Raw genomic sequence first — 22,453 nt, 5'->3', positions numbered from 1 at the left:
GTGACGCTACGCCTGTATGACACCGCCACCCGATCGGTGCGGGACTTCGTCCCGCGGGAAGCCGGCAAGGTGGGGGTCTACCTGTGTGGTCTCACCCTCCAGGCACCCCCGCACATCGGTCACCTTCGCTCCGGCGTCAACTACGACGTGCTGCGCCGCTGGCTGCTCGCCGCCGGCTACGAGGTCACCTTCATCCGCAACGTGACCGACATCGACGACAAGATCCTGGTCAAGGCGACGGAGCGGGAGCAGCCGTTCTGGTCGATCGCGTACGCCAACGAGCTTGTCCTGGCCGATTCCTACCGGGCGCTGAACGTGCTGCCCCCGACGTACGAGCCGCGGGCCACCGGGCACGTCCCGGAGATGCACGAGCTGATCGCCAAGCTGATCGCCGACGGGCACGCCTACCCGGCCACCGACGGATCCGGCGACGTCTACTTCGACGTCTGCTCGTGGCCGGCGTACGGCTCCCTGTCCGGGCAGTCGCCGGACGCGATGCAGTCGGCCGGGGACGCCCCCGACCGGGGCAAGCGCGACCCCCGCGACTTCGCCCTGTGGAAGGGCGCCAAGCCCGACGAGCCGGCGGACGCGTACTGGCCGTCGCCGTGGGGGCGGGGCCGGCCGGGCTGGCACATCGAGTGCTCCGCGATGTGCTGGCGCTACCTCGGCGCCGAGTTCGACATCCACGGCGGCGGGCTGGATCTCACCTTCCCGCACCACGAGAACGAGATCGCCCAGTCGCAGGCGGCCGGGCTGCCGTTCGCCCGCTACTGGGTGCACCACGGGCTGCTCAGCATCGGCGGCGCCAAGATGGGCAAGTCGCTCGGCAACGCCCTCGACCTGACGTACGTCGACTCGCTCGGGGTGCGTCCGGTGGAGCTGCGCTACTACTACGCCGCCGCGCACTACCGCTCCCGCATCGACTACTCCGAGGACGCGCTGCGCGAGGCGGCCGTCGCGTACCGCCGGATCGAGGGGTTCGTGCAGCGGGCCGCCGAGCGGGTCGGCACCGGCCAGCTCGGTGAGCTGCCCGCCGCCTTCGCGGCGGCGATGGACGACGACCTGAACACCTCCGCCGCGCTCGCCGTCCTGCACGAGGTGGTCCGCGACGGCAACACCGCGCTGACCGACGGCGACGATGTGACCGTCCGCACGACGCTCGCCGCCGCCCGCGCGATGCTGGATATCCTCGGGGTCGACCCCCTCGACCCGGCGTGGACCGGCGGGGGCCGCGCCGACGACCTGCGCGGCGTGCTGGACTCGCTGGTCGCGCTGGCCCTGGAGCAGCGCGCCCAGGCCCGCGCTCGCAAGGACTGGGCCGCCGCGGACGCCGTACGCGATCAGCTCAAGCAGGCCGGAGTGGCGGTCGAGGACACCCCCCAGGGCCCCCGTTGGACTATTGGAGAGCAGGACTGATGGCCGGCAACTCGCAGCGCCGTGGCCGGCGACTGACGCCGAAGGCGGGAGCCCCGAAGGGCTCCGGTGGCAAGAACAGGGACTCCCTCACCGGGCGCGGCAAAACGCTCCCCGCCGACGAGCGGCCCTGGCACAAGGCCTACTCGGGCACCGAGAAGCTGCCCCAGCGCACCGCCTGGAAGCAGGACAAGGAGCGCCGCGCGGCGGCCGAGGAGGGGCGTGCCCCCAAGATCGGCCAGCCGGGCAGCAAGGACACCACCTGGGGCAAGGGTGGCGGCCGGGGCACGCCCGCGGGCGGCGGGCGCGGCACGGGCGGCAAGGGCGGTGGCCGGGCCGCCGGTCGCGGCGGTCCCCGGGTGGCCCCGGGCCGCAAGTCCAACCCGTCGAAGGACACCCCGGAGCTGCTGGTCGGGCGCAACCCGGTGCTGGAGTCGCTGCGCGCCCAGGTGCCGGCGACCGCGCTCTACACCGCGCAGGGCATCGACATGGACGACCGGGTCAACGAGATCATCCGCACGGCCGCCGACCGGGGCATCGCGAACCTGGAGATCAGCCGGGCCGAGCTCGACCGGATGACCGGCGGCGTGCTGCACCAGGGGGTCGGCCTCCAGGTGCCGCCGTTCGCGTACGAGCCCTTCGAGGACCTCGTCGCGGCGGCGGTCGAGCAGACCGCCCCGCTGCTGGTGGCGCTGGACGGGGTGACCGACCCGCGCAACCTCGGCGCGGTGATCCGCTCCGCCGCCGCCTTCGGCGCGCAGGGTGTCTTCGTGCCGGAGCGGCGGGCCGCCGGGATCACCGCGACCGCCTGGCGCACCAGCGCGGGCGCGGCCGCACGGGTGCCGGTCGCCCAGGTGACCAACCTGACCCGGTCGCTCAAGGCCTGCCAGGAGGCGGGCTTCCTGGTGGTGGGCCTGGACGCCGACGGCGAGACGGACCTCTACGACCTGGAGGCCGCCGTCGGCCCGCTGGTCGTGGTGGTCGGCTCCGAGGGCCGAGGGCTCTCCCGGCTGGTCGGCGAGACCTGCGACCTCACGGTCAGCATCCCGATGGTCTCCGACGTCGAGTCGCTCAACGCCAGCGTCGCCGCCGCCGTCACCCTCGCCGAGGTGGCGCGCCGCCGGGCCGCCGACAGCTGATCCCGCAGATCCACAGAAGGGCGGTCCGCCGGTGGCGGGCCGCCCTTCGCCCGTCCGCGCCGTGCGGGGCCAGCGTGGGCCGGCGGGTGAACGGCGGCGGTGCCGGCCAGCGCGGCCGGCGAACGGGACGCCGGTCAGGAAGTGCCCGTGCCGGGCACCGCGGCGAGGACCGGAGAAGGACCCGACACGACGACGGGGGTGCCGCCGATCGGCGGCACCCCCGTCTGGTCGTACGTCAGATGCGGTTGCCGGTGCTCGCGTTGAACACGTGGCTGCGGCCCTCGCGCGGCTTGACGAACACGGTGTCGCCCATGTTCGGCATCGTGCGCCGGTCGGTGCGGACCACGAAGCGCTCGTTGCTGCCCTCGAGCGCGGCGTGGCCGTAGATGTTGGCGTCCGAGCCGAGGTCCTCGACCAGCTCGACCACGACCGGCATGCCGCCCTCGGTGGGGCTGACCAGGTCGCAGTCCTCGGGACGGAAGCCGACGGTCACCTTGCTGTTGCCGCCGTCGGCGCGCGCCGCCTCGACCTGCTCGCGGGTGAGCGGGATGTGCAGGTCGGCGAACGCGGCGCCCCGCTCGTTCAGCGGCACGGTCTTGATGTTCATGGCGGGGGAGCCCATGAAGCCGGCGACGAAGACGTTGGCCGGGCTGTCGTAGAGCGCCCGCGGGGTGTCCACCTGCTGGAGCACGCCGTCGAGCATGACCGCCACCCGGTGGCCCATCGTCATGGCTTCGACCTGGTCGTGGGTGACGTAGACGGTGGTGACGCCCAGCTTCGCCTGGAGCGACGCGATCTGGGTACGGGTCTGCACGCGCAGCTTCGCGTCGAGGTTCGACAGCGGCTCGTCCATGAGGAAGACCTGCGGCTCGCGGACGATCGCCCGGCCCATGGCCACCCGCTGGCGCTGACCGCCGGAGAGCGCCTTCGGCTTGCGGCTCAGGTACTCCTCCAGCTGGAGCAGCGCCGCCGCCTCCTTCACCCGCCGGTCGATCTCGGCCTTCGAGGTCTTGCGCAGCTTGAGCGCGAACGCCATGTTCTCGTAGACCGTCATGTGCGGGTAGAGGGCGTAGTTCTGGAAGACCATCGCGATGTCGCGGGCCTTGGGCGGCAGGTGGGTGACGTCCCGGTCGTCGATGTGGATCGAGCCCTGGTCGACGTCCTCCAGGCCGGCGAGCATGCGCAGGCTGGTGGACTTGCCGCAACCGGAGGGGCCGACCAGGACGAGGAACTCGCCGTCGCCGATCTCCAGGTCGAGCTGGTTGACGGCGGGACGCTCCTGGCCCGGGTAGATCCGGGACGCCTTGGAGTAGGTGACCGTAGCCATGGTGGGTGCTTCCTTTCACCGGCAGGAACGTGCCGGACGATCCGAGTGAAGGAGCGGCCGGCACGGGGGCGCCGGCCCACGGGCGACGCCTCGATGATCGAGATGTCGTCCGTGTCACTGCACGGTAAACGGCTTTCCGTCACCTGCCAAGGCGGAGAGCCCGGGATGGGACGGGCGGCATAGACATTCCGGTCACTCGGGCACGGGCGGACATCAATCGACCGCCACGAGGGCCGTCGGCGCGGGGCCGCCGACGTTTCCGGTGGTCGGGGGGCCTGCCGAGGGAGAAAACCGGACGTCAGTCGCTATGCTGACGTCGGCACCACACGCCCCTGTAGCTCAGCTGGCCAGAGCACTCGCCTTGTAAGCGAGATGTCGCCGGTTCGATCCCGGCCGGGGGCTCCAATTCCATCAGGCGTTCCGCGACGGGCGCTGCCGTGAGTGCCGGGTCGACAGAGGCACTTGCGGCGGAGCTCCTCCGTGAATGCCTTGACGTGTCGGACCTGCAACCCATCGAGCCGTTTGGTGCGGCGGGCCGGTGATCAGGTGCAGGCGTACCCGCGTGCCGTGGTCGGCTTCAGGCCGGTGACGTACGCGGACAGCCAGTAGGGCAGGTAGGCGGCGAGCTTCAAGGCGGCCCTTGACGGGCCGCACGCGCCGCCGCCGAGGCGCGTGCCGGCCGCTGCCGCTGTCGCTCTGCGGCCGGCACGCCTGACGCCCGGCGGCTGGCGCGGACAGCGGGGAAGCCCGGAAGGGCCGCCGCAGAACGACAGGCGGTTGACCGGTGGTGTGGTGGGCCGGCAGCCGGCCGGGCCCGCGCGGCCACGAGCCCGCGCGGCGAAGGGGAGCGGACGCCGGCCGCGCGTCGCCGATCTGGGGCGGGCGGGGTTGCGGCTAGTGCGGGCGCTCGGCTCCAGAATGGCCGGGGCTGCGTCGACGGGCCGCGGTCCGTGGGTGGATGCGGTAGGCCATCCCGCCCACCATCGACCCGGGCAGGCCGGGCAGACCACCGCCCGACCCGCCAGCGTCCGTACGTGTGTCCAGGTCCGCTTGCCATGGCGGGCCGGGCGGCGGCCCGTGCCCCGAAGGGCGGTGGATGGCAGACGGAATGGCGAGCGGGACCCTGGGTCCACTAGCGCTACCGGCGCAGGTCGGGTCCAGCGGCTAGCCAGCGGAACTCAGGGCTTTACGCACTAGGGAATCAAGAAGTGCTTGGCGACGCCTTGCGACTGTCGGCAGTTGCCGCTCCAACTGGTTGCACAGGCTCATCAGCTCGTTCACCCTCGCCACGATCCGGCGTTGCTCCTGCAACGGCGGAAACGGCAGTGCGAATGATGCGGGGTCCTTCCGGTCAGATGCTTGATCTTGACACCCGTGGGGCGCGTCCCGGCTCGCCGCCCGCACAGGCCGGCACGTCTCCTGCGCGCAACGCAAGGCATTCCAGCTCCGAGTCCCCGAAACACGTCTCCGCGACGTCTGAACGACCGAAGGCGAATCACATTACATTGACGTTCCGGAGGTGCCGTCGATAGCTTTCCAGGTTCTTGACCCGATCCAGCAGAAACCTCGCCACAGCTCCGATCCTTCACCCATGTCCGCGATGCTGGATGGAGAAGGCGTCCGAGGGCACATATTCAATTCCGCAAAGGGATCAACCAGGCGTGCGGGCTCTCCTCGCCTAGGGTCCTGTTCGACCGGAAGTCCGCGCACAGCCAAGTCAAGAATGGCACGGCGAGCGAAGGTAATCAGCGCGGCTGATCCAGTCGGCTGTGGCAAACTATTGAGGGAGAGCCGGGCCTCTCGAACCAGACGACGATGTTGTTGGGTGGCGGCGAGGAAGCGGCCCGGGGAGCGGAGTGTTGGTCGGCCAGCGGACGCACGGCGGCGACGTCGTGCGTCCGCCGACGAGCTGATGCATCCTCCGCGCCCCGGGCAAGTCACCGACGACCGGAAGGAGTGCGCCTGGCGGTGCCCGACGAACTCCTTCCGGTGATCGGCGAGCGGTGGCTCAGCTGAAGGTGTAGCAGTACAGCTGCACGTTGGCGGTGTAGTAGTAGTCGCTGACCTTGGAGCTGCTGCTGTAGGTCGTGCGGCAGTCGAGGTACGTGTTGAAGCCGCCCATCTGGGCCTTCCACTTGGCGTCGTTCTCCGCCGACCAGATGGCGAGCGAGGCGGAGGATCCCGAGCCGTAACCCGTGTACCAGCCGACTGCGTTGGCTCCAGCATCCGCGGACGCGGGGGCCGCACCCGCCAGCAGGGACACAGCGGTCGCGCCGGTGACGGCGGTGGCAGCGAGGATCTTTCGAATCGCGCGCATTGAAGCTCCGTTCTGTTCGAAGGGATGCCCCGAGCCTGCCACGAGAATCAATCACTGTCAATTCACTCGCGCCTGATGTCGGCAGTTGTTAATCGTTGGTAGGGCGCGACGGTTGTTTCGAGGATGTCGTCTGGCGTCTCAGTCCAGGTAGACGGCTTGAGTCGGCGTTCCATGCCGCGATCCAGGCGGTTACGTCGGCTTTCAGGTCGGCGAGACTGCGCTGGGCCAACCGGCGTGGTTTGCGGTAGGCTGGTTCGCGGAACCAGTTCGACCGCGGAACCAGTTCGACCAGGGTCGCGCCACTTTGACCAGGGTCGCGCCACGACGAGTAGCTCGCCGTGAAGTCCAGGTGAAACTGGGGTGCTCAATGAGGCCTTGTTGGATGGCGGGCGTCATGTGGGTGGCGTAGCTGCCCAGCATGATATGTAGTTCCAGCTCGGTCGGGGTCTGCTCGATCGGATGGTACGCAGGATGCGCAGCAACTCCTGGTGGCGGTGTATGCGCTGGGACTGGCCGATGGGCCACGTCCAACGCGTCGTTGTTGGCCGCGATCTACTTCCTCTTGAGGTGGTGATGGCGATCGGTGCGGAGGCGAGTTGCCGGGTCGCGGTCAAGCCGCCCATGGGTGTGGACCATCTGCCGCGAGCGGCCGGCCTTCTGCCGGGATTCGCTGCCTCTGCCATGCACGTAAGCGGCACGAGGGCCAGGTCGTACCTGGTGATCGGACCCGACCACGACGGTTGAAAATCCGATGTGCGCGGAGTGATCAAGCAAGCTCCTGCGGCGCCAACTACGTTTCCGCAGTTGAGGCCGCCAGCCAGCAGGAAGTGCCAACCCAGGCGTTCCGCGCCGGGCACGGTCGCGCGTCGGCTTCTGGCGGCGATGCTGACAACAGCCGGGGGGCAGGAGAGTTCCCCGTCGAGCCTGCCGAGGGCCTGCCGCATCCGTCGAGGCTCCGTCAGCAGCGACACGACGGTGTGCTGTCAACCGCGCAGGCGGGACACCAGGCAGCCCGGCCGCCCTCGGCGCGGGCTCAGGCGGCCAGGCGAACGAGCTGCCGGGGTGGGTGGGCACCATCACGGTGCCCGGTTCCGAGGGGCGGCCAAGGTCGTGGTCCCCCACACCTCGGCGGCCGCCGCCGCTGGGATGTCAATGACCGGACGGAGATCCTTTACGTGCAAGACCTTCGATTGACATGATCGTCAGGGACCGTTGCCGTCCATCCCTGACGAAAGGCCACCGCTCATGCCGATCGCACCCGCTGCCACCTTCGTCGCGCGTGCCAGGAACCGCGCCGCCGTGATCGTGGTCGCCACCCTCGCGGGGGCCTCCCTGGCCGCCGTGCACGCCCAGCCGGCCTCGGCCACGCCTCCCGGCATACCGTCGAAGAGTACGGCGCAGTCCCAGCTCAACGCCCTGACGGTGGCGGCGCACGGGTCGATGGCCGGCTACTCGCGGGACCTGTTCCCGCACTGGATCACCGTCAGCGGGACGTGTGACACCCGCGAGCAGGTCCTGAAGCGCGACGGCACCTCCGTCGTGGTCGCCAGCTCCTGCGCCGCGACCTCTGGCCGCTGGTACAGCCCGTACGACGGGGCGACCTGGTCGGCGGCCTCCGACGTCGACATCGACCACGTGGTGCCCCTGGCCGAGGCGTGGCGCTCGGGCGCCAACTCCTGGACGACGAGCCGCCGGCAGAGCTTCGCCAACGACCTGAGCCGCCCGCAGCTGATCGCGGTGACGGACAACGTCAACCAGGCCAAGGGCGACCAGGACCCCTCGACGTGGCAGCCGCCCCTCTCCTCCTACCGCTGCACCTACAGCAAGATGTGGATCAACGTGAAGTACAACTGGGGTCTCACCCTCCAGTCCTCGGAGAAGTCCGCGTTGCAGGGCATGCTCAACACCTGCGGCTCCTGAGTCCCGCGCACCACCCGCGTCCGTTTCCGGTGCTCCGTCGCGTGCCGGCGCCCCGCCCCGGCTCACCGCGTCGTGTCCAGGTGGACCTCCACGTCGTAGATCAGGCGGACGGGCCGGCCGTTGGTGACGCCGACGAAGACCGGCTCGGCGGCGGGGGTGCGGCCCAGGCGCCAGACCTCGCTCCGGGCGGCGTCGCGCGACTCGTGGTGGTGCTTCCCCGCCAGGTGCAGGGCCAGGACCCGGCGCGCTGTCGTCGGGTCGGTGTCGAGATGGATCCGCATGAGGGGCATGCCCGGCCTCCCGCCGCGTCAGGTGATCCGAGCGCGCCACCTAACGTCTGTCGAGCAACTTACCATCGTTAAGTCAACCAAGCGCTGTACTAGTGTGGTCCGGGTGGACGACACCCGATCAGAGCAGGCACCACGCGCGGAGTCGGCCGGTCGACGCGGGGCCGCCGGCTCTGTGTGGCTGCGCGTGGAGCCCGACCGCCCGCGCCGTACGCCGCCACTGAGCCGTGAACGCATCGTCGACGAGGCGGTCACCCTGCTCGACGGGGACGGTATCGACGGCCTGACGATGCGTCGCCTGGCCCAGCGGCTCGGCGTCACCCCCACCGCGCTGTACTGGCACGTGAAGACGAAGGACGACGTGCTGGATTTGGCCGTCGACCAGATCTTCGGCGACGTACGGCTCCCGCCCGCCGTGGGCGACTGGCGCGACGACGTCCGCACGCTGGCCCGGGACTGGCGTGCGGCCATCCTCCGCCACCCGTGGGCGGCGAACCTGATCGGGCGTCCCATGCTCGGCCCCAACGTGCTCGCGCGCACGGAGTTCCTCCAGTCGGCCCTGGTCCGCGGTGGCTTCGCCGACCGCCGACTGGCGGTGGCCACCCGCCTGCTCGCCAACTTCGTCGTCGGGGCCGCGCTGACCGAGGCCACGTGGCGCCAGGCAGCGGATCCGGGCGCGCGGACCGAGGCCCGGCGGCACATCGCGGCGAATCCCGGCGCCTACCCGACCCTCGGCGCCTCGGGCCACCTCGACGATGCCCGGTGGAGCGACGACGAGCTTTTCGACCACGGCCTGGACGCCATCCTGGCCACCGCGCCGAGGTAGCGGGCCCCGGCGGCGGCGCGCGGCAGGGGCGGCCCACCGGGAGACGGTCCGAACCGCGCCTATGCTGGGCGGCGTGAGCAGGGCGACGGAGGAGTCGAACCGGGCCATGCTGCGCGCCCGGGACGCCATGGACCGCGCGTACGACAAGGCGTTGGACATCCCCGCGCTGGCCCGGATCGCGTACGTCTCCGAGGCGCACTTCATCCGCACCTTCCGGGCCACCTTCGGCGAGACCCCGCACCGCTACCTCCAGCGGCGGCGGGTGGAGCGGGCCATGTACCTGCTCCTGCACACCGACCGGGACGTCACCGACGTCTGCTACGCCGTCGGCTTCTCCAGCCTGGGCACGTTCAGCCGCACGTTCCGGGGGATCGTGGGGGAGTCGCCGTCGACGTACCGCCGGCGCGAGCCGCCCTCCGCCGCCGTGCCGGGCTGCTTCACCAAGGCCTGGACCCGCCCCAGCAGCTTCGGATGAGCGAGTGGTCAGTTTTGGATAAGCAGCAGGTCAGGGCCCTGCCGTAGCGTTCCCGGCATGACGATGAACGCGATCAGCCGTTCCCAGATCTATGTGCTCGACCAGGACGAGGCCCTCGACTTCTATGTCGGCAAGCTCGGCCTGGAGGTCAACACCGACCAGGACCTCGGCTTCATGCGCTGGCTGACGGTGAACCTGCCCGGCGACCCGGAGCGCGAGATCCTGCTGGAGAAGCCGGGCCCGCCGGCGCTGGACCCGGCCACGGCCGAGCAGGTCCGGGAGCTGCTCACCAAGGGGGCGCTGGGTGGCTACCTCTTCATGACCACTGACGACGCGCGCAAGACGTACGAGGACCTGGTCGCCAAGGGCGTCGACATCACCGACGAGCCGATGGAGCGCCCGTACGGGATCGACTTCGGCATCCGCGACCCGTTCGGCAACAAGATCCGTATCGGCCAGATGTTCCCGAGGGGCTGACCCGGCGGCGGGGTCGCGATGGGGGGCGTGCCGCCGGCGGCACGCCCCCGGTCACCTCTGAGGTGTCGCCGTCCCGGCGGGCGCCGCCCGGTCGGTGGCCCCGAGCAGGAGCTCCACCACCGCCCGGGTCGTGGTCGCCGCGTCGCCGTCCGGGCAGTCCACGTAGCCGGTCTGCACCGCCCCGGCCCTGAGTCGGTAGCTGAAGGCGTCCCGGCAGGCGGTGGTGGTCGACGGGCGGCCGGCCTCGGCGGCGAGGGCCGGGTCGGCGACGAGCCGGCGCAGCCGGTCCAGGTCCGTGCCGGAGAGCCGGCCGGTACGCCGCGACCCGGCGCGGTCGACGACGGTCCACCGGCCGTCGGGCTCCACCGTCACCGTGTCGCCGCGCCCGGCGATCCCGCCCGACCGGGTCAGCACGACACTCGCCGCCGCGGCCGTCGGTACGGAGGTGGGCGACGCGGTGGTCGGTGCGGACGGGCCCGCCGGGAAGCTCTTCGGCGGCGTCACCCGGTGCGGCGGTTGGGGCGTCGCGCAGCCGGACAGGACCGACACCGCCAGCACGACCCTGACGCCGGCCATCGAAGCTGATCTCATGCCGCTCGGACGCTCGGCGCGTCGGCGGGGTTCCCACCAGCTCCGGTTCCTCCGAACGGTCATTGATCGGGATGGAATCGCGATCACCCCTTCTCTTTTGTCTCTTCACATCGTTGTATCTACATGCGTGACTATCCCCGTCACGCATCGCCTCCAGGAGGGCACGTGAAGAGACCCCTTGCCGCCGTCGGTGCGGCCCTGCTCGGCAGCGGCCTGCTGACCGGCGTCGCCACCCCGGCGCTCGCGGCACCCCCCACCGCCCCCGCCCCGGGCGGGCCCGCTGCCGCCGCGGCCAGCGTCCTGCGCGCCAACCCCGGCGCCGTCCAGGGCACCGGCGCCGAGTCCTACCAGGTGCACAGCACCAAGGTGGACGCGAACGGCGCCGCGCACACCCGCTACACCCGGACCTACCAGGGCCTGCGGGTGTACGGCGGTGACTTCGTCATCCACACCGCCCCGAACGGCGGCTACGCCGGCTCCTCGGTCGGCCTGGACGCTCCGCTGACCCTCCCCACCGCGGCGAAGGTTCCCGCGGCGGCCGCGAAGAAGACCGCCCGGGCCGCCTTCTCCGGCACGCTGACGGCGGTGGGCACCCCGGAGCTCTTCGTCGACGCCAGCTCCGGCAAGGGCCGGCTGGCCTGGGAGACCGTCGTGACCGGCTGGCACCCGGACGGCCAGACGCCGTCCCGGTTCCACGTCATCACCGACGCCGGCACCGGCGCGGTCATCGGCTCGTACGACGAGATCGAGGCCGTGGCCGGCACGGGCAACAGCGTCTACTCGGGCACCGTCACGGTCGACACCACGCTCTCCGGCAGCACGTACCAGATGATCGACCCGGCGCGCGGCAACGGCTCCACCTGCGACATGAACAACGGCACGTCGACGTGCACCACGATCACCGACGCCGACAACACCTGGGGCACCGGCGCCACCTCCAACCGGCAGTCCGCCGCCGTGGACGCGCACTACGGCGCCGCCAAGACGTACGACTACTTCAAGAACGTGCACGGCCGCAACGGCATCTTCGGCGACGGCCGGGGCGTGCCCAGCCGGGTGCACTACGGCAACAACTACGTCAACGCCTTCTGGGACGGCCTCCGGATGACGTACGGCGACGGCAGCGGCAACTCCCGGCCGCTGGTCTCCATCGACGTGGCCGCCCACGAGATGAGCCACGGCGTGACCGAGAACGTCGTGCCCGGCGGCCTGACCTACTCCGGCGAGTCCGGCGGCCTCAACGAGGCCACCAGCGACATCTTCGGCAACATGGTCGAGTTCCACGCCAACAGCCCCGCCGACCCGGGCGACTACCAGGTCGGCGAGAAGATCAACATCAACGGCGACGGCACGCCGCTGCGCTACATGTACAACCCGTCCCTGGACGGCTCCGGCGACAGCTGCTGGTCCACCGCCACGAAGAGCAAGGACGTGCACTACTCGTCCGGCGTGGCCAACCACTTCTTCTTCAACCTCGCCGAGGGCACCGGGGCCACCCCGTACGGCACCTCGCCGATCTGCGGCTCCGCCCCGGCGGTGACCGGCATCGGCCGCGCCAAGGCCGAGAAGATCTGGTGGCGGGCGCTGGACGCGTACTTCACGTCCAACACCTCGTACGTCAACACCAGCAACCCGGCGAACACCGCCCGCGCGTACAGCCTGCGGGCCGCCACCGACCTGTACGGCAGCTGCTCCACCGAGTACCGGACCGTGCAGGCGGCCTGGACGGCGGTGAACGTGGCCGGCAACGACGCGCCGTGCTCGACCGGCAACGACTTCTCGGTCTCGCTCTCGCCGACCTCCGGCGCGGTGAACCCGGGCGGTTCGGTCTCCACCACCGTGGCCACGGCCACCACCAGCGGCTCCGCGCAGACCGTGACGCTGTCGGCCAGCGGCCTGCCGAGCGGCGCGACCGCCTCGTTCAGCCCGGCCTCGGTGACCTCGGGCGGCTCCTCGACCCTGACCGTCGCCACCACGGCCGGCACGCCGGCGGGCACCTACACGGTCACCGTGAACGGCGCCGGCGCGGTCACCCGCAGCGCCACCTACACGTTGACCGTGAACGGCGCCGGCGGCGGCTGCACCAGCCCGGGACAGAAGCTCGCCAACCCGGGCTTCGAGTCCGGGGCCACCGCCTGGACGCAGACCTCGGGCGTCATCGGCCAGCACGGCACCGCCCAGCCGGCCCGCACCGGCACGTGGAGCGCGTGGATGAACGGGTACGGGACCACCCGCACCGAGACGCTCGCCCAGTCGGTGAGCCTGCCGGCGGGCTGCACGTCGTACAACCTCAGCTTCTGGCTGCACGTCGACTCGGCGGAGACCACCACCGGCACCGCGTACGACACGCTGCGGGTGCAGGTGCTCAGCTCCTCCGGCACGGTGCTGGCGACCCTCGCCACGTACTCGAACCTGAACAAGGCCGCCGGGTACAGCCAGAAGTCGTTCTCGCTGGCCGCGTACAAGGGGCAGACCGTGACCCTGAAGTTCACCGGCACCGAGGACGCGTCGCTCAAGACGTCCTTCGTCGTGGACGACACCGCGCTCAACGTCTCCTGACGTAACCGCGCCGTCGCCGGGCCCGGCGACCACCCCGCCCGGGTGGTCGCCGGGCCCCCGCCGTTATGGTCGCCGCACCGAAGCCGCCGGTTCCGGCGGCCGGGGCGCTCGAAGGGGTGGTGACGGTGGCGGACGCGGAGCTGCTCGTCGAGGTGGCGGGGCCGGTGGCGACGGTGGTGATCAGGAATCCGGCCCGGCGCAACGCGATGACCACCGCGATGTGGCGGCGGCTGCCCGAGCTGCTCGACGGGCTTGAGGCCGACCCGGCCGTCCGGGCGCTGGTGCTCACCGGCGCCGGGGACACCTTCTGCGCCGGCGCGGACCTCGGCGACCTGGACGAGCTGCTGGACGCCGGCGACGCCAGCATCGCGGTGGCCGCCGAGGAGCGGCTCGCCGCCTTCGGCAAGCCGACCGTCGCCGCCGTCCGGGGCGCGTGCGTGGGCGGCGGCTGCCAGCTCGCCGTCGCCTGCGACCTGCGCGTCGCCGCCGCCGACGCGCGGTTCGGCGTGCCGCCGGCGCGGCTGGGCCTGGTCTACCCGGCGCCCACCACCCGGCGGCTGGCCCGGCTGGTCGGTCCCGCCGCGGCCAAGCACCTGCTCTTCACCTCCGAGCTGGTCGACGCCGAGCGGGCGCTGCGGGTGGGCCTGGTCGACGAGGTGCTGCCGGCCGACGGGCTCGCCGCCCGGGTGGCGGAGCTCACCGCCGCCGTGGTCGCCCGCTCGCGGCTCAGCATCGCCGCCGCCAAGGAGATCGTCGACGGCCGGGCGGACGAGGACCGGATCGCCTGGTGGCACGGGCAGGTCCGGGCCAGCGGCGAGGCCCGCGAGGGCGTCGCGGCCTTCCACGAGCGCCGTCCGCCCCGCTTCGGCTGGACGCCGCCCGCCCGCCGCTGACCGGGAACTGGCGGGGCGGTGGCGCGCCGGACCCGGTGCGCCGGGGGCCGGCGGGTGCCGCGCCGGGGGGGCGTACCCCCGACGCGGCCCCCCGTTCCCGCCGGCCGGTCCGTCACCGTCCGGCCAGTGCCGCCCAGCTCGGGGCCGCCGGCTCGTGCCGCAGCGGCATGCCCGCCTCGGCCGGCGTCCGGTCGCCCTTGCGCTGGTTGCACCCGTAGCAGGCGGCCGTCGTGTTCCGCCAGGTGTTCCGGCCGCCGCGCGAGCGGGGCAGGATGTGGTCGATGGTGCCGGCCGGCCCGCCGCAGTACGCGCAGCAGCGCCCGTCCCGGCGCAGCACGCCGGCACGCGACCAGGCCGGGCCGGCGCTGAACCGCCAGCGCGTCACCACGTACCGGACGAGGCGGACGACCCGGGGGACCGGGAACACCCCGATCGCCCGGTCCGGCTCGGCCTCGTGGATCTCGGCGACCCGCCGGCAGAGCATCCGGATCGCGTGCTGGACGGTGACCCGGTGCAGCGGGCCGAGGTCGGCGTTGACGACGAGGACGGCGTCCACCGGTGTCTCCCTCCGTGGCGGTGACGAGCTGGACGGGCCGGGCAGCGAAAGAGCCGCCCGGTCCGGCGTGGACGGGCGGCTCGACGTCGTGCGGGCACACGTCAGTCGGGTCGGCCGCCCCCGGGGTCTTCGGCGCGGTCACCGCCGCCGGCCGACGGCGTCGCCGGGCGCGCGGGCAGGCGCGTCGGGAGGAGCTGCCGGGTGCCGGGGCGCGCCGGGGACGGCGTCGACGGCACACAGGTGACGTGCGACATCGACATGACGAACTCCCGCGGCGGTGGTTGACCTTGCGTGATCACGGTAGGTCGGCGGGGGAGAGCGGGGCAACGGATTTCGATCGAGGCGCCGGCTCGTCGGGGCGGCGCTGCCGGCGGGCCCGACCGGCGGCCCTCGCGGCGGCCAGCGGCCGGTCGATGCGTACGGCCATCCGGGCGGTCAGCTCGCTCTCCAGCAGCGGCCGGTTCACCTCGGCGGCGACCGTGAGCGCGGGCCCCGAGACGGTACGCCAGATCGCGGCCAGTCCGGCGCCCAGCCCGAGCAGGGCCACGGCGGCCCGGGTGACCGGCGAACCGGCGGCGGCGAGCGCGCTCACCCCGACCACGGCGAACAGCACCGCGAGCAGCGGCACGAGCACCGGCCAGAAGATCCCCCGGGCGGCCTGCACCACCAGCTTCCGGTCCCGGATGATCAGGTTCCGGGCGACGATCGCGTAGTCCTCCTCGTCCAGCAGGTCCCGGGGGTGCAGCCCGCCGGTGAGCACGCCCTGCCAGAGCTCGCCCTGGTTGCGCAACTCGCGGGCCAGCTCGGGCAGCCCCGCCTCGGTGTGGTCGCCCACGCCCGCCCGGGTGACCGCCGACGCCCACGCCGACAGCGAGCGGCGGACCACGGCGGCCGAGTACGGCGGCAGCACGCTGGCCAGCTCGCCCAGCCAGCGGCCGATCTCGAACTGCCGGCCGCCGAAGCGGCGGGCCACCTGCTCGGGCTCGCCGAAGCGGACCGTGTCGGCCAGCGAGCGCCCCAGCCGGTACGCCAGCCCCACCCGCTGGTTGGTCGCCATCGTCCAGCGCAGCAGCTCCACGTTGAGATCGTCGAGGGCGAGCAGCAGCGCGTCGGCGTCCACGGCGGGGTCGGCCAGCCGGGTGTGCGCCCCGGCGGTGGCGGGCACGGGGCCGACGCGCCGGGTCAGCTCGGCGATCTGGACCAGCGCGACCTCCACGCCCTCCAGGTACATCCGCATGCGTCGCCGACCCGATATCTCGGTCAGATTCGAGAGCTTCGCGGGGGCGCCCGCCGGCCGGCCGGCCCCGGCGTCGAGCAGCTCGACGGTCTGCGCGTGGTGGTAGGCGTCCGCCATCCACCAGCCGAGGCGCAGGGCGGTCACGATGCAGGCCCGCTCGTCCCGGATCAGCGGGTACGCGTCGTCCCGCGGCACGTCGGCGACGAGCGGGCCGTCGTCCCCGCGCGGTGACATCCCGACCTCCCGGCTCACCCCAGACGATCAGCCTAGATCAACCGTAGGCACCATTTGCCCGTTTGCTCAACCTCTCCCGGCGAGTAGCCCCCGAGGCCGGATCGAGCGGACCGGCTCGGCCGCGCCGCCCTCGGCCCGCAGAATGTGGTTGGCCGCGATGATCCCGGTGGCCGCCGACCGCTCCATCAGCGCGCTCGGGAAGTCCGTCCGGATGCCGTCGCCGGCCAGATGGAGCCCGTCGGCGTCCGTACGCACCCCGGGCCGCCAGGCGTGGCTGCCGGGCGTGAAGGCCGGCGCCCGCGCCTCCACCCGGGCGCGCAGCTCGCGGACCCGCAGCCGGGCCGCCTCCGGCCAGAGCGCGGTCAGCTCGGCCCGCATCCGCTCGGCCAGCTCCTCGGCCGGCACGTCCGCCTCGCAGGCGTACGCGTGCAGCTCCACGACCGAGCCGCCGGTGCGCCCGGCCCAGCGGCGGGACTCGTTCTCCAGCCGGTGGTAGAGGGTCACCGAGTCCAGCGTGGGCTGCCGGGACACCCCGCTGAAGACCGCCCGGTCGGCGGCCACGTCCCCGTCGCACCAGTAGCGCGCCACCGCGTACGGCGGGCCGGGCCGGCCGAACGCGGGCATCCGCGCCGCCAGCCGGGGCGCGTGGTCGGCCAGGCCGGGCGAGGCGGCGACCAGCGCGGCCAGGGCGGGCGGGTCGACGGCGAGCACCACGTGCCCGGCCGGGTACGACGTGCCGTCGGCGGTCGCCACCCGCCAGCCGGCGCCGTCGCGGCCCACCCCGGTGGCGGCGGCGTCCGTGACCAACCGGCCGCCGTGCTTCTCGACGTGCCGGGCCAGCGGCTCCCAGATCGCCGTCGCGTAGTCCTCGTCGGGGCAGTCGAAGGCCAGCCCCTCCGGATTGCCGAGCAGGTAGAAGTGGAACTGCGCGATCATCTCCGCCGCCGACATCTCCGCCTCGTGGTTGAAGAACGAGTGGGAGAAGACCTCGAAGAGCATCGCGCGGGCCCGGTCGGGCAGCCGCAGCGAGGTGAGCAGCGCGTCGGCGGTGGTGTCGTCGAACTCGGCGTAGGTGCGCCCCGGGTCGTAGGTTAGCAGCGGCAGCGCCGCCTCCCGGTCCATCCCGCGCAGGTCGCCCAGGCGCAGGCTGGGGCTGCGCAGCAGCAGCGCCAGCAGGTTCATCGGCGGCGCGGGCGGCAGCCGGCCGAACTCCTCGGTCGGCCACTGCCCGCTCAGGATCGGATAGCCCGGAACCGGCTTGAGGAAGCCCAGCCCCGGGTCGACGCGGCGCAGGATCGACCGCCAGTTGTAGTACTGCCGGAAGAACGCGTGGAAGCCGTGCTCGTTCAGCTGCCGGGTGCCGTCGGCGAGCGTCTCCGGCCACGCCCCGAGCCGGCCGCCGAGCGTCGGCGCGGCCTCCAACACGGTCACCGTCACCCCGCGCTCCGCCAGCACCACCGCCGCCGACATGCCGGCGATCCCGCCGCCGACAACCACCGCCTCGACCGGGCCCGGCACGCGGGGGGCGCCGCCACCGCCCGGGTCCACCTCGTGCTCGCGTACGCCGATGAGGCGACCAACCACTTTCGACAGCGCCATGTGCACCTTTCCGCCGGGTGGGCCTCCAGTCTGCCCCCCTCAGCCGCTCGGCGGCCCCTTCTCCGCCGCGCGGGCGTCCTCCCGGCGCGCCCCTCCTCACTCCGGCGTCGGGGGCGGCAGGCAGCGCCGCTGCCGGTCGGAGGCGGGCCAGACGTACTCCAGGTCGGGCGGGACGTCGTCGCCGAAGAGCGGCCCGTAGTGCCCGGGGTCCTTGCGCAGCAGCGACGAGCGGTGGCTCCGGTGCAGGTCGTCGCGGCCCAGCCAGGGCGGCAGCTCCCCGGCCTCGGCCAGCTCCCGCTGGGTGCGCACGCCGGTCAGGCCGCAGGCGGCGGCGAGGTCGGTGGTCATCGTGGCCGCGCAGGTGTCGGCCCGGCCGGGCTCGCACCAGACCGCGCAGACGTCCAGCCCGTACCGGGTGAGGGCCTCCTCGTACCCGGCCCACATCTTCACCGCCGGGTGGTTGCGCCAGCCGTACGTGGGCCAGGTCAGCCCGCGCAGCACCTGGATGGCCTCCACCCGCTGCTTGCCCAGCCGCTTCTGGTCCAGCGTCCGGGCGCTGGCCAGGAAGTCCGGGTACGGCAGGAACGTCTGCATGCCGCCGGTCTACCCGTCAGCCGGCCGGGAAACCCGCCCGGCGTGCCGGGACATGCCGGACGGCCAGTTCCATGATCACTGGACTGCGCGCGGCGCGACCGGCTGGCTACGATGCGGCGCATGGCGGAACCCCTGCTGGATCGTGCGCGCCGTGCCGGCCGGCGGCTGCGGGCCAACGGGGACGCGCGGGCGCACTACGTGGTCTGTGGCCGCGACGCGCTCGCCTACTGGGTGGTGCGGGCGCTGCTCGCCACCGAGTTCCAGGCCGACCGGGTACGGATCACCCTGGTCGTGCCCGAACGACCGCGCTCGGACGAGCCCGACGGGCGTGACCTCCAGGGCGTCGAGGTGGTCCGCGCCGACCGGCTCGACGAGGTCACCTTCCGCCGGGCCGGGCTGGCCGGCGCCGACGGGCTGGCCCTGCTGCACCAGGACGACGTCGGCAACATGCACGCCGCGCTCTGCGCGCAGGAGGTCGAGCCCCGGCTGCGCCTGGTGGTGCGGATGTTCAACACCGGGCTCGCCAACGGGGTGCGGCAGATCTTCCCCGACTCGGCGGTGCTCTCCGACGCCTCCATGGCCGCCCCCGCCTTCGTGGCCGCCGCGCTCGGTGAGGTCGCCCCCACCCACTTCCGGCACGGCGGGCGCACCCTCTACGTGGCCCGCCGCGACGACGTACGCCCGACCGACGTGGTCTGCGGGGTGGCCGACACCCGCGACCCGCGGCAGGTCCGGCTGCTGCCCGCCGACGAGCGCGCGGCCGACCTGGTCATCGCCGAGGCGACCGGGACGCCGCCCGGCACGGAGCTGGCCGCCCGCCGGCTGAGACGGGCCCGCCGGCGCCGCCGCCCACTGACGGTGCTGCTGCGCGCGGTACGCAGCTTCGCCACGCGCAAGATCGGCGTCGCGGTGATCGTGCTGCTGGTGGTGATCGGGGTGCTCGGCTGGCTCAATGGTCGCGCCACGAACGCCAACTGGGGCGACTCGCTCTACCTGACGCTCGTGACGACCCTGAGCGGGCAGGATCCGGATGCGAACAAGCCGATCGCCCAGCAGATCATGCAGGTGGTGCTCAACCTGGCCGGGCTGGCGCTGATCCCGCTGATCACCGCCGTCGTGGTGGACGGCATCGTCAACGCCCGCCTGGCCCTGCACTCCGGGCGCATCCAGCCCGAGCGGTCCGGACACGTGGTGGTGGTCGGGCTGGGCAACGTCGGCACCCGGGTGATGGCCCAGCTCTGCGACTTCGGCGTCGAGGTGGTGGCGATCGACAAGGTGCCCGAGCCGCGCGGTGGGGCGCTGGCCCGGCGCCTGGGCGTGCCGCTGATCGTGGGTGACGCCGCGCTGGAGGAGACCCTCCAGTCGGCGTCCGTGGGCGGCTGCCAGGCGCTGGTGGTGGTCTCCACCGACGACGAGACCAACCTCCAGGCGGCGCTCAACGGCCGGGCCGTCAACCCCGAGCTACAGGTGGTGCTGCGCCTCTTCGACGGGCACTTCGCCGAGCGCATCCAGCAGGCGTTCGGCATCGGCGTCTCGCGCAGCGTTTCCTACCTCGCCGCGCCGTCGTTCGCCGCCGCGCTGCTGGACCGCGCGGTGATCGCCACCATCCCGGTCGGCCGGCACGCGCTGCTGGTCACCGAGGTCCCCGTCGCCGCCGGGTCGTCGCTGGACGGGCGGCCGCTCGCCGCCGTCGGGCGGGCCGAGAGCGTACGCCTGCTGGCGCACGCCCGGGCCGGCCAGCGCCGCGACTGGGCGCCCGACCCGCGGCTGGTGATCGTCGCGGGCGACCGGTTGACGGTGGTGGCCCGCCGGGCGGGGCTGAACGCCCTGATCCGCGAGGCCGCGCCGCCCCCGCCGGAGGATCCGGTCGCGCCCGCGCCCCGGCAGCCGCAGGAGTGACGGCCGCCGCCGCGCCGGCGCCCGCCCGCCGCGGGGCGGAGCGGCGTCAGGCCCGGCGGGGGCGAAGGGCGTACCAGAGGGCGCCGGCGGCGAGCACGGCGGTGCCGGCGAACACGCTGGCCGGCGGCAGGCTCACCGCGAGCAGCAGGCAGCCGGCCAGCCCCAGCGCGGCCAGCGCCCGCACGGGCAGCCGCCGGCCCGGGTCCCGGCCCAGCGTCAGCGCGGCGGCGTTGGTGATCGCGTAGTAGACCAGCACGGTGCAGCTGGAGAAGCCGATCGCGTCGCGGACGTCGCCCAGCAGCACGATCGCCACCACCACGGCGGCCACGGCCAGCTCCGCGCGGTGCGGCACCCGGTGCACGGGGTGGACGGCGGCCAGCGCCGCCGGCAGGTCGCGGCGGCGGGCCATCGCCAGCGCGGTGCGCCCCACCCCGGCTAGCAGGGAGAGCAGCACCCCCGCGACCGCCACCGTCGCCCCGGCCCGCACCAGCCAGGCCAGGCCGGGCAGCCCGGCGGCGGTCACCACGTCGGCCAGGGGCGCGGCGGAACCGGCCAGCCGGTCGGCGCCGAGCACGCCGACCGTCACCACGGCCAGCACCAGGTAGACCGCCAGCACCACGCCGAGGGCCAGCGGGACCGCCCGGGGGATGGTCCGCTCCGGGTCGCGCACCTCCTCGCCGAGGGTGGCGATCCGGGCGTACCCCGCGAAGGCGAAGAAGAGCAGCCCGGCGGCGGTGAGCACCCCCCGCCCGCCGCCGTCGAGGTCGCCGAGCCGGCCGAGCGAGACGTCGCCGCCGAAGGCGCCGGCCACCGCGACCAGGGCCAGCACCGCCAGCACCACGCCGACCAGCACCTTCGTCGCGGTCGCGGTCCTGGCGATGCCACGCAGGTTCACGGCGGTCACCGCCAGCACCGCGCCGACGGCGACGAGCCGGGCCTGCCCCGGCCAGAGGTACGCCCCGACGGTCAGCGCCATCGCCGCGCAGCTCGCCGTCTTGCCCGCCACGAAACCCCAGCCGGCCAGGAACCCGGCGAACGGCCCGAGCCGCTCCCGCCCGTACACGTAGGTGCCGCCGGACTCCGGGTGGCGGGCCGCGAGCCGGGCCGAGCTGGTCGCGTTGCAGAAGGCGACGAGGCCCGCCAGCACCAGGGCCGCCAGCAGCCCGGCCCCGCCGGCCGCCGCCGCGGCGGGAGCGAAGACCACGAAGACGCCCGCGCCGAGCATCGACCCCAGGCCGATGACCACCGCGTCCGCCACGCCCAGCCGGCGCGCCAGTCGATCCACGCCGGAACCCTAGGGGGCGGAGATGAACGGACGGTTCCAGTCCCGCGGCGCCCCCGGCAACGGCAGCGCGTCCCACGGGACACGGTGCAGCAGCCGGTCGAGCAGGAGCCCGAGCAGCAGCCCGGCGACCGAGTCGGTCAGCCAGTGCCAGCCCAGGTAGGTGGTGGTGCAGAGCACCACGACCGGCGGCACCACCCGCACCACGGTGACCAGCCGGGGCGGCACGGCGCGGCCGTACGTGCGCAGCAGCGGGACGAGCAGCAGCGCGATGACGCCGTACCAGAGGATCGCGTTCGCGACGTGGCCGGAGGGGTAGGACTGGGCGAAGCGCAGCGGCAGCTCGTCCTGGAACAACGGCAGGGTCCGCTCGACGGGGAGGAAGGGTTCCTTGACGCTGGCGCTGGGCGCGGGCCGGGCGGTCCACACCTTGAGCGGGCCGATGGTCAGATAGCTGAGCACGAAGGCGAGCACGGGCGGCAGCACCGGGCGCACGGATCTCAGCCGCACCGCGAGCAGCACCCCGAGCGCCAGGGCGAGCAACGTCAGCGGGGTGCCCTGGCCGAGGTGGTTGAGGACCACCGCGATCCAGTGCGCGGCCGTCGGCCGGTGCGACTGCGACCAGTCGGCGATCGCCCGGTCGATCCCGAAGAGCCGCTCGCCGGCGAGCGCCACGGTCAGCCCGACGAGGGCGGTGAGCAGCAGCGCGTCGAACCACCAGCCGGCCGGCCGGACCGGCCGGAGCTGGACCTTTCCCCGTACCGCCGTGGTCTCCCGCACCCCGTCACGCTACCGGCCCCGTCCGGCGCCCGGCCGGGACGGGCCGGG

Annotated in this window: 19 protein-coding genes and 1 tRNA gene; 10 read left to right on the top strand and 10 right to left on the bottom strand. The window is 73.3% G+C overall.

From position 1 onward, the window contains the following. A complete protein-coding gene (gene cysS / locus V6V16_RS11085; RefSeq protein ID WP_334561877.1) occupies positions 1–1,416 on the top strand; it encodes a cysteine--tRNA ligase in 1,416 nt (471 codons plus the stop codon). Beyond that, positions 1,416–2,552, top strand: a complete 1,137-nt coding sequence (gene rlmB, locus V6V16_RS11080) for a 23S rRNA (guanosine(2251)-2'-O)-methyltransferase RlmB (RefSeq protein ID WP_334561875.1) — start codon at positions 1,416–1,418, stop codon at positions 2,550–2,552. The genes cysS and rlmB overlap by 1 nt, the downstream gene beginning before the upstream one ends. A gap of 235 nt (positions 2,553–2,787) precedes the next feature. Here rlmB and V6V16_RS11075 read toward each other — a convergent pair whose 3' ends face one another. Continuing rightward, positions 2,788–3,879, bottom strand: a complete 1,092-nt coding sequence (locus V6V16_RS11075) for an ABC transporter ATP-binding protein (RefSeq protein WP_334561873.1) — start codon at positions 3,877–3,879, stop codon at positions 2,788–2,790. Positions 3,880–4,207: 328 nt separating this feature from the next. Between V6V16_RS11075 and V6V16_RS11070 the strand changes: the two genes are divergently transcribed. Beyond that, a tRNA-Thr gene (locus tag V6V16_RS11070) sits at positions 4,208–4,284 on the top strand. A gap of 1,603 nt (positions 4,285–5,887) precedes the next feature. Here the strand turns inward: V6V16_RS11070 and V6V16_RS11065 are convergent. Then, positions 5,888–6,196 carry a hypothetical protein gene (locus tag V6V16_RS11065; RefSeq protein WP_334561872.1) on the bottom strand — a complete coding sequence of 103 codons (309 nt, stop codon included), beginning with the start codon at positions 6,194–6,196 and terminating at the stop codon, positions 5,888–5,890. A 1,245-nt stretch (positions 6,197–7,441) separates the two neighbouring features. Here V6V16_RS11065 and V6V16_RS11060 point away from each other — a divergent pair. Further along, positions 7,442–8,116, top strand: coding sequence for an HNH endonuclease family protein (locus V6V16_RS11060; protein ID WP_334561871.1), 675 nt, complete (start codon positions 7,442–7,444; stop codon positions 8,114–8,116). Between the two features lie 62 nt (positions 8,117–8,178). Here the strand turns inward: V6V16_RS11060 and V6V16_RS11055 are convergent, their stop codons facing one another. After that, positions 8,179–8,406, bottom strand: a complete 228-nt coding sequence (locus tag V6V16_RS11055) for a hypothetical protein (protein WP_334561870.1) — start codon at positions 8,404–8,406, stop codon at positions 8,179–8,181. Positions 8,407–8,590: 184 nt separating this feature from the next. Here V6V16_RS11055 and V6V16_RS11050 point away from each other — a divergent pair, with 184 nt between their 5' ends. The 3 genes from V6V16_RS11050 (at position 8,591) to V6V16_RS11040 (ending at position 10,181) form a co-directional block, all read left to right on the top strand. Then, positions 8,591–9,229, top strand: a complete 639-nt coding sequence (locus V6V16_RS11050) for a TetR/AcrR family transcriptional regulator C-terminal domain-containing protein (RefSeq protein WP_334561868.1) — start codon at positions 8,591–8,593, stop codon at positions 9,227–9,229. Between the two features lie 73 nt (positions 9,230–9,302). Next, positions 9,303–9,704: an AraC family transcriptional regulator gene (locus V6V16_RS11045; RefSeq protein ID WP_334561866.1), complete on the top strand. Its 402-nt coding sequence runs from the start codon at positions 9,303–9,305 to the stop codon at positions 9,702–9,704. Positions 9,705–9,761: 57 nt separating this feature from the next. Then, positions 9,762–10,181, top strand: a complete 420-nt coding sequence (locus V6V16_RS11040; RefSeq protein WP_334561864.1) for a VOC family protein — start codon at positions 9,762–9,764, stop codon at positions 10,179–10,181. Positions 10,182–10,232: 51 nt separating this feature from the next. Here V6V16_RS11040 and V6V16_RS11035 read toward each other — a convergent pair whose 3' ends face one another. Then, positions 10,233–10,772 carry a hypothetical protein gene (locus V6V16_RS11035; protein WP_334561863.1) on the bottom strand — a complete coding sequence of 180 codons (540 nt, stop codon included), beginning with the start codon at positions 10,770–10,772 and terminating at the stop codon, positions 10,233–10,235. A 165-nt stretch (positions 10,773–10,937) separates the two neighbouring features. Here V6V16_RS11035 and V6V16_RS11030 point away from each other — a divergent pair, with 165 nt between their 5' ends. Then, a complete protein-coding gene (locus V6V16_RS11030; protein ID WP_334561862.1) occupies positions 10,938–13,331 on the top strand; it encodes a M4 family metallopeptidase in 2,394 nt (797 codons plus the stop codon). A 119-nt stretch (positions 13,332–13,450) separates the two neighbouring features. Next, positions 13,451–14,224, top strand: coding sequence for an enoyl-CoA hydratase/isomerase family protein (locus V6V16_RS11025; RefSeq protein WP_334561861.1), 774 nt, complete (start codon positions 13,451–13,453; stop codon positions 14,222–14,224). A 112-nt stretch (positions 14,225–14,336) separates the two neighbouring features. On the opposite strand, the gene V6V16_RS11020 is transcribed toward V6V16_RS11025, so the two are convergent. The 4 genes from V6V16_RS11020 to V6V16_RS11005 form a co-directional block, all read right to left on the bottom strand. Continuing rightward, on the bottom strand, positions 14,337–14,780 hold the full coding sequence (locus tag V6V16_RS11020) for an HNH endonuclease (RefSeq protein ID WP_334561860.1): 444 nt from the start codon (positions 14,778–14,780) through the stop codon (positions 14,337–14,339). A gap of 295 nt (positions 14,781–15,075) precedes the next feature. After that, positions 15,076–16,251: a hypothetical protein gene (locus tag V6V16_RS11015; RefSeq protein WP_334561858.1), complete on the bottom strand. Its 1,176-nt coding sequence runs from the start codon at positions 16,249–16,251 to the stop codon at positions 15,076–15,078. 66 nt (positions 16,252–16,317) lie between these two features. Next, positions 16,318–17,850, bottom strand: a complete 1,533-nt coding sequence (locus V6V16_RS11010) for an FAD-dependent oxidoreductase (protein WP_334561856.1) — start codon at positions 17,848–17,850, stop codon at positions 16,318–16,320. A 96-nt stretch (positions 17,851–17,946) separates the two neighbouring features. After that, a complete protein-coding gene (locus V6V16_RS11005) occupies positions 17,947–18,444 on the bottom strand; it encodes an MSMEG_6728 family protein (RefSeq protein WP_334561855.1) in 498 nt (165 codons plus the stop codon). 111 nt (positions 18,445–18,555) lie between these two features. Here V6V16_RS11005 and V6V16_RS11000 point away from each other — a divergent pair, with 111 nt between their 5' ends. Further along, positions 18,556–20,343, top strand: coding sequence for a potassium channel protein (locus tag V6V16_RS11000; protein ID WP_334561854.1), 1,788 nt, complete (start codon positions 18,556–18,558; stop codon positions 20,341–20,343). Positions 20,344–20,389: 46 nt separating this feature from the next. Here V6V16_RS11000 and V6V16_RS10995 read toward each other — a convergent pair whose 3' ends face one another. Then, the gene (locus tag V6V16_RS10995) at positions 20,390–21,628 is read right to left on the bottom strand and encodes an APC family permease (protein ID WP_334561853.1); all 1,239 of its coding nucleotides are present in this window, start codon (positions 21,626–21,628) and stop codon (positions 20,390–20,392) included. A 9-nt stretch (positions 21,629–21,637) separates the two neighbouring features. After that, a complete protein-coding gene (locus tag V6V16_RS10990; protein ID WP_334561852.1) occupies positions 21,638–22,405 on the bottom strand; it encodes a phosphatase PAP2 family protein in 768 nt (255 codons plus the stop codon). Between the last annotated feature and the right edge of the window lie 48 nt (positions 22,406–22,453).

It is taken from the genome of Micromonospora sp. CPCC 205561 (genome assembly GCF_036906775.1).
Classification (GTDB): Bacteria; Actinomycetota; Actinomycetes; order Mycobacteriales; family Micromonosporaceae; genus Micromonospora.
The sequence above is the reverse complement of the archived record's forward strand: the minus strand, read 5'-3'. Positions and strand labels throughout refer to the sequence as shown.

What these genes read in the sequence shown, in the direction of transcription:
- V6V16_RS11055 (WP_334561870.1), bottom strand. Translation starts at nt 8,406, where the DNA reads ATGCCCCTCATGCGGATCCATCTCGACACCGACCCGACGACAGCGCGC.
- rlmB (WP_334561875.1), top strand. Translation starts at nt 1,416, where the DNA reads ATGGCCGGCAACTCGCAGCGCCGTGGCCGGCGACTGACGCCGAAGGCG.
- V6V16_RS11075 (WP_334561873.1), bottom strand. Translation starts at nt 3,879, where the DNA reads ATGGCTACGGTCACCTACTCCAAGGCGTCCCGGATCTACCCGGGCCAG.
- V6V16_RS11010 (WP_334561856.1), bottom strand. Translation starts at nt 17,850, where the DNA reads ATGGCGCTGTCGAAAGTGGTTGGTCGCCTCATCGGCGTACGCGAGCAC.
- V6V16_RS11005 (WP_334561855.1), bottom strand. Translation starts at nt 18,444, where the DNA reads ATGCAGACGTTCCTGCCGTACCCGGACTTCCTGGCCAGCGCCCGGACG.
- V6V16_RS11015 (WP_334561858.1), bottom strand. Translation starts at nt 16,251, where the DNA reads ATGTCACCGCGCGGGGACGACGGCCCGCTCGTCGCCGACGTGCCGCGG.
- V6V16_RS11000 (WP_334561854.1), top strand. Translation starts at nt 18,556, where the DNA reads ATGCGGCGCATGGCGGAACCCCTGCTGGATCGTGCGCGCCGTGCCGGC.
- V6V16_RS11065 (WP_334561872.1), bottom strand. Translation starts at nt 6,196, where the DNA reads ATGCGCGCGATTCGAAAGATCCTCGCTGCCACCGCCGTCACCGGCGCG.
- V6V16_RS11040 (WP_334561864.1), top strand. Translation starts at nt 9,762, where the DNA reads ATGACGATGAACGCGATCAGCCGTTCCCAGATCTATGTGCTCGACCAG.
- V6V16_RS11035 (WP_334561863.1), bottom strand. Translation starts at nt 10,772, where the DNA reads ATGAGATCAGCTTCGATGGCCGGCGTCAGGGTCGTGCTGGCGGTGTCG.
- V6V16_RS11060 (WP_334561871.1), top strand. Translation starts at nt 7,442, where the DNA reads ATGCCGATCGCACCCGCTGCCACCTTCGTCGCGCGTGCCAGGAACCGC.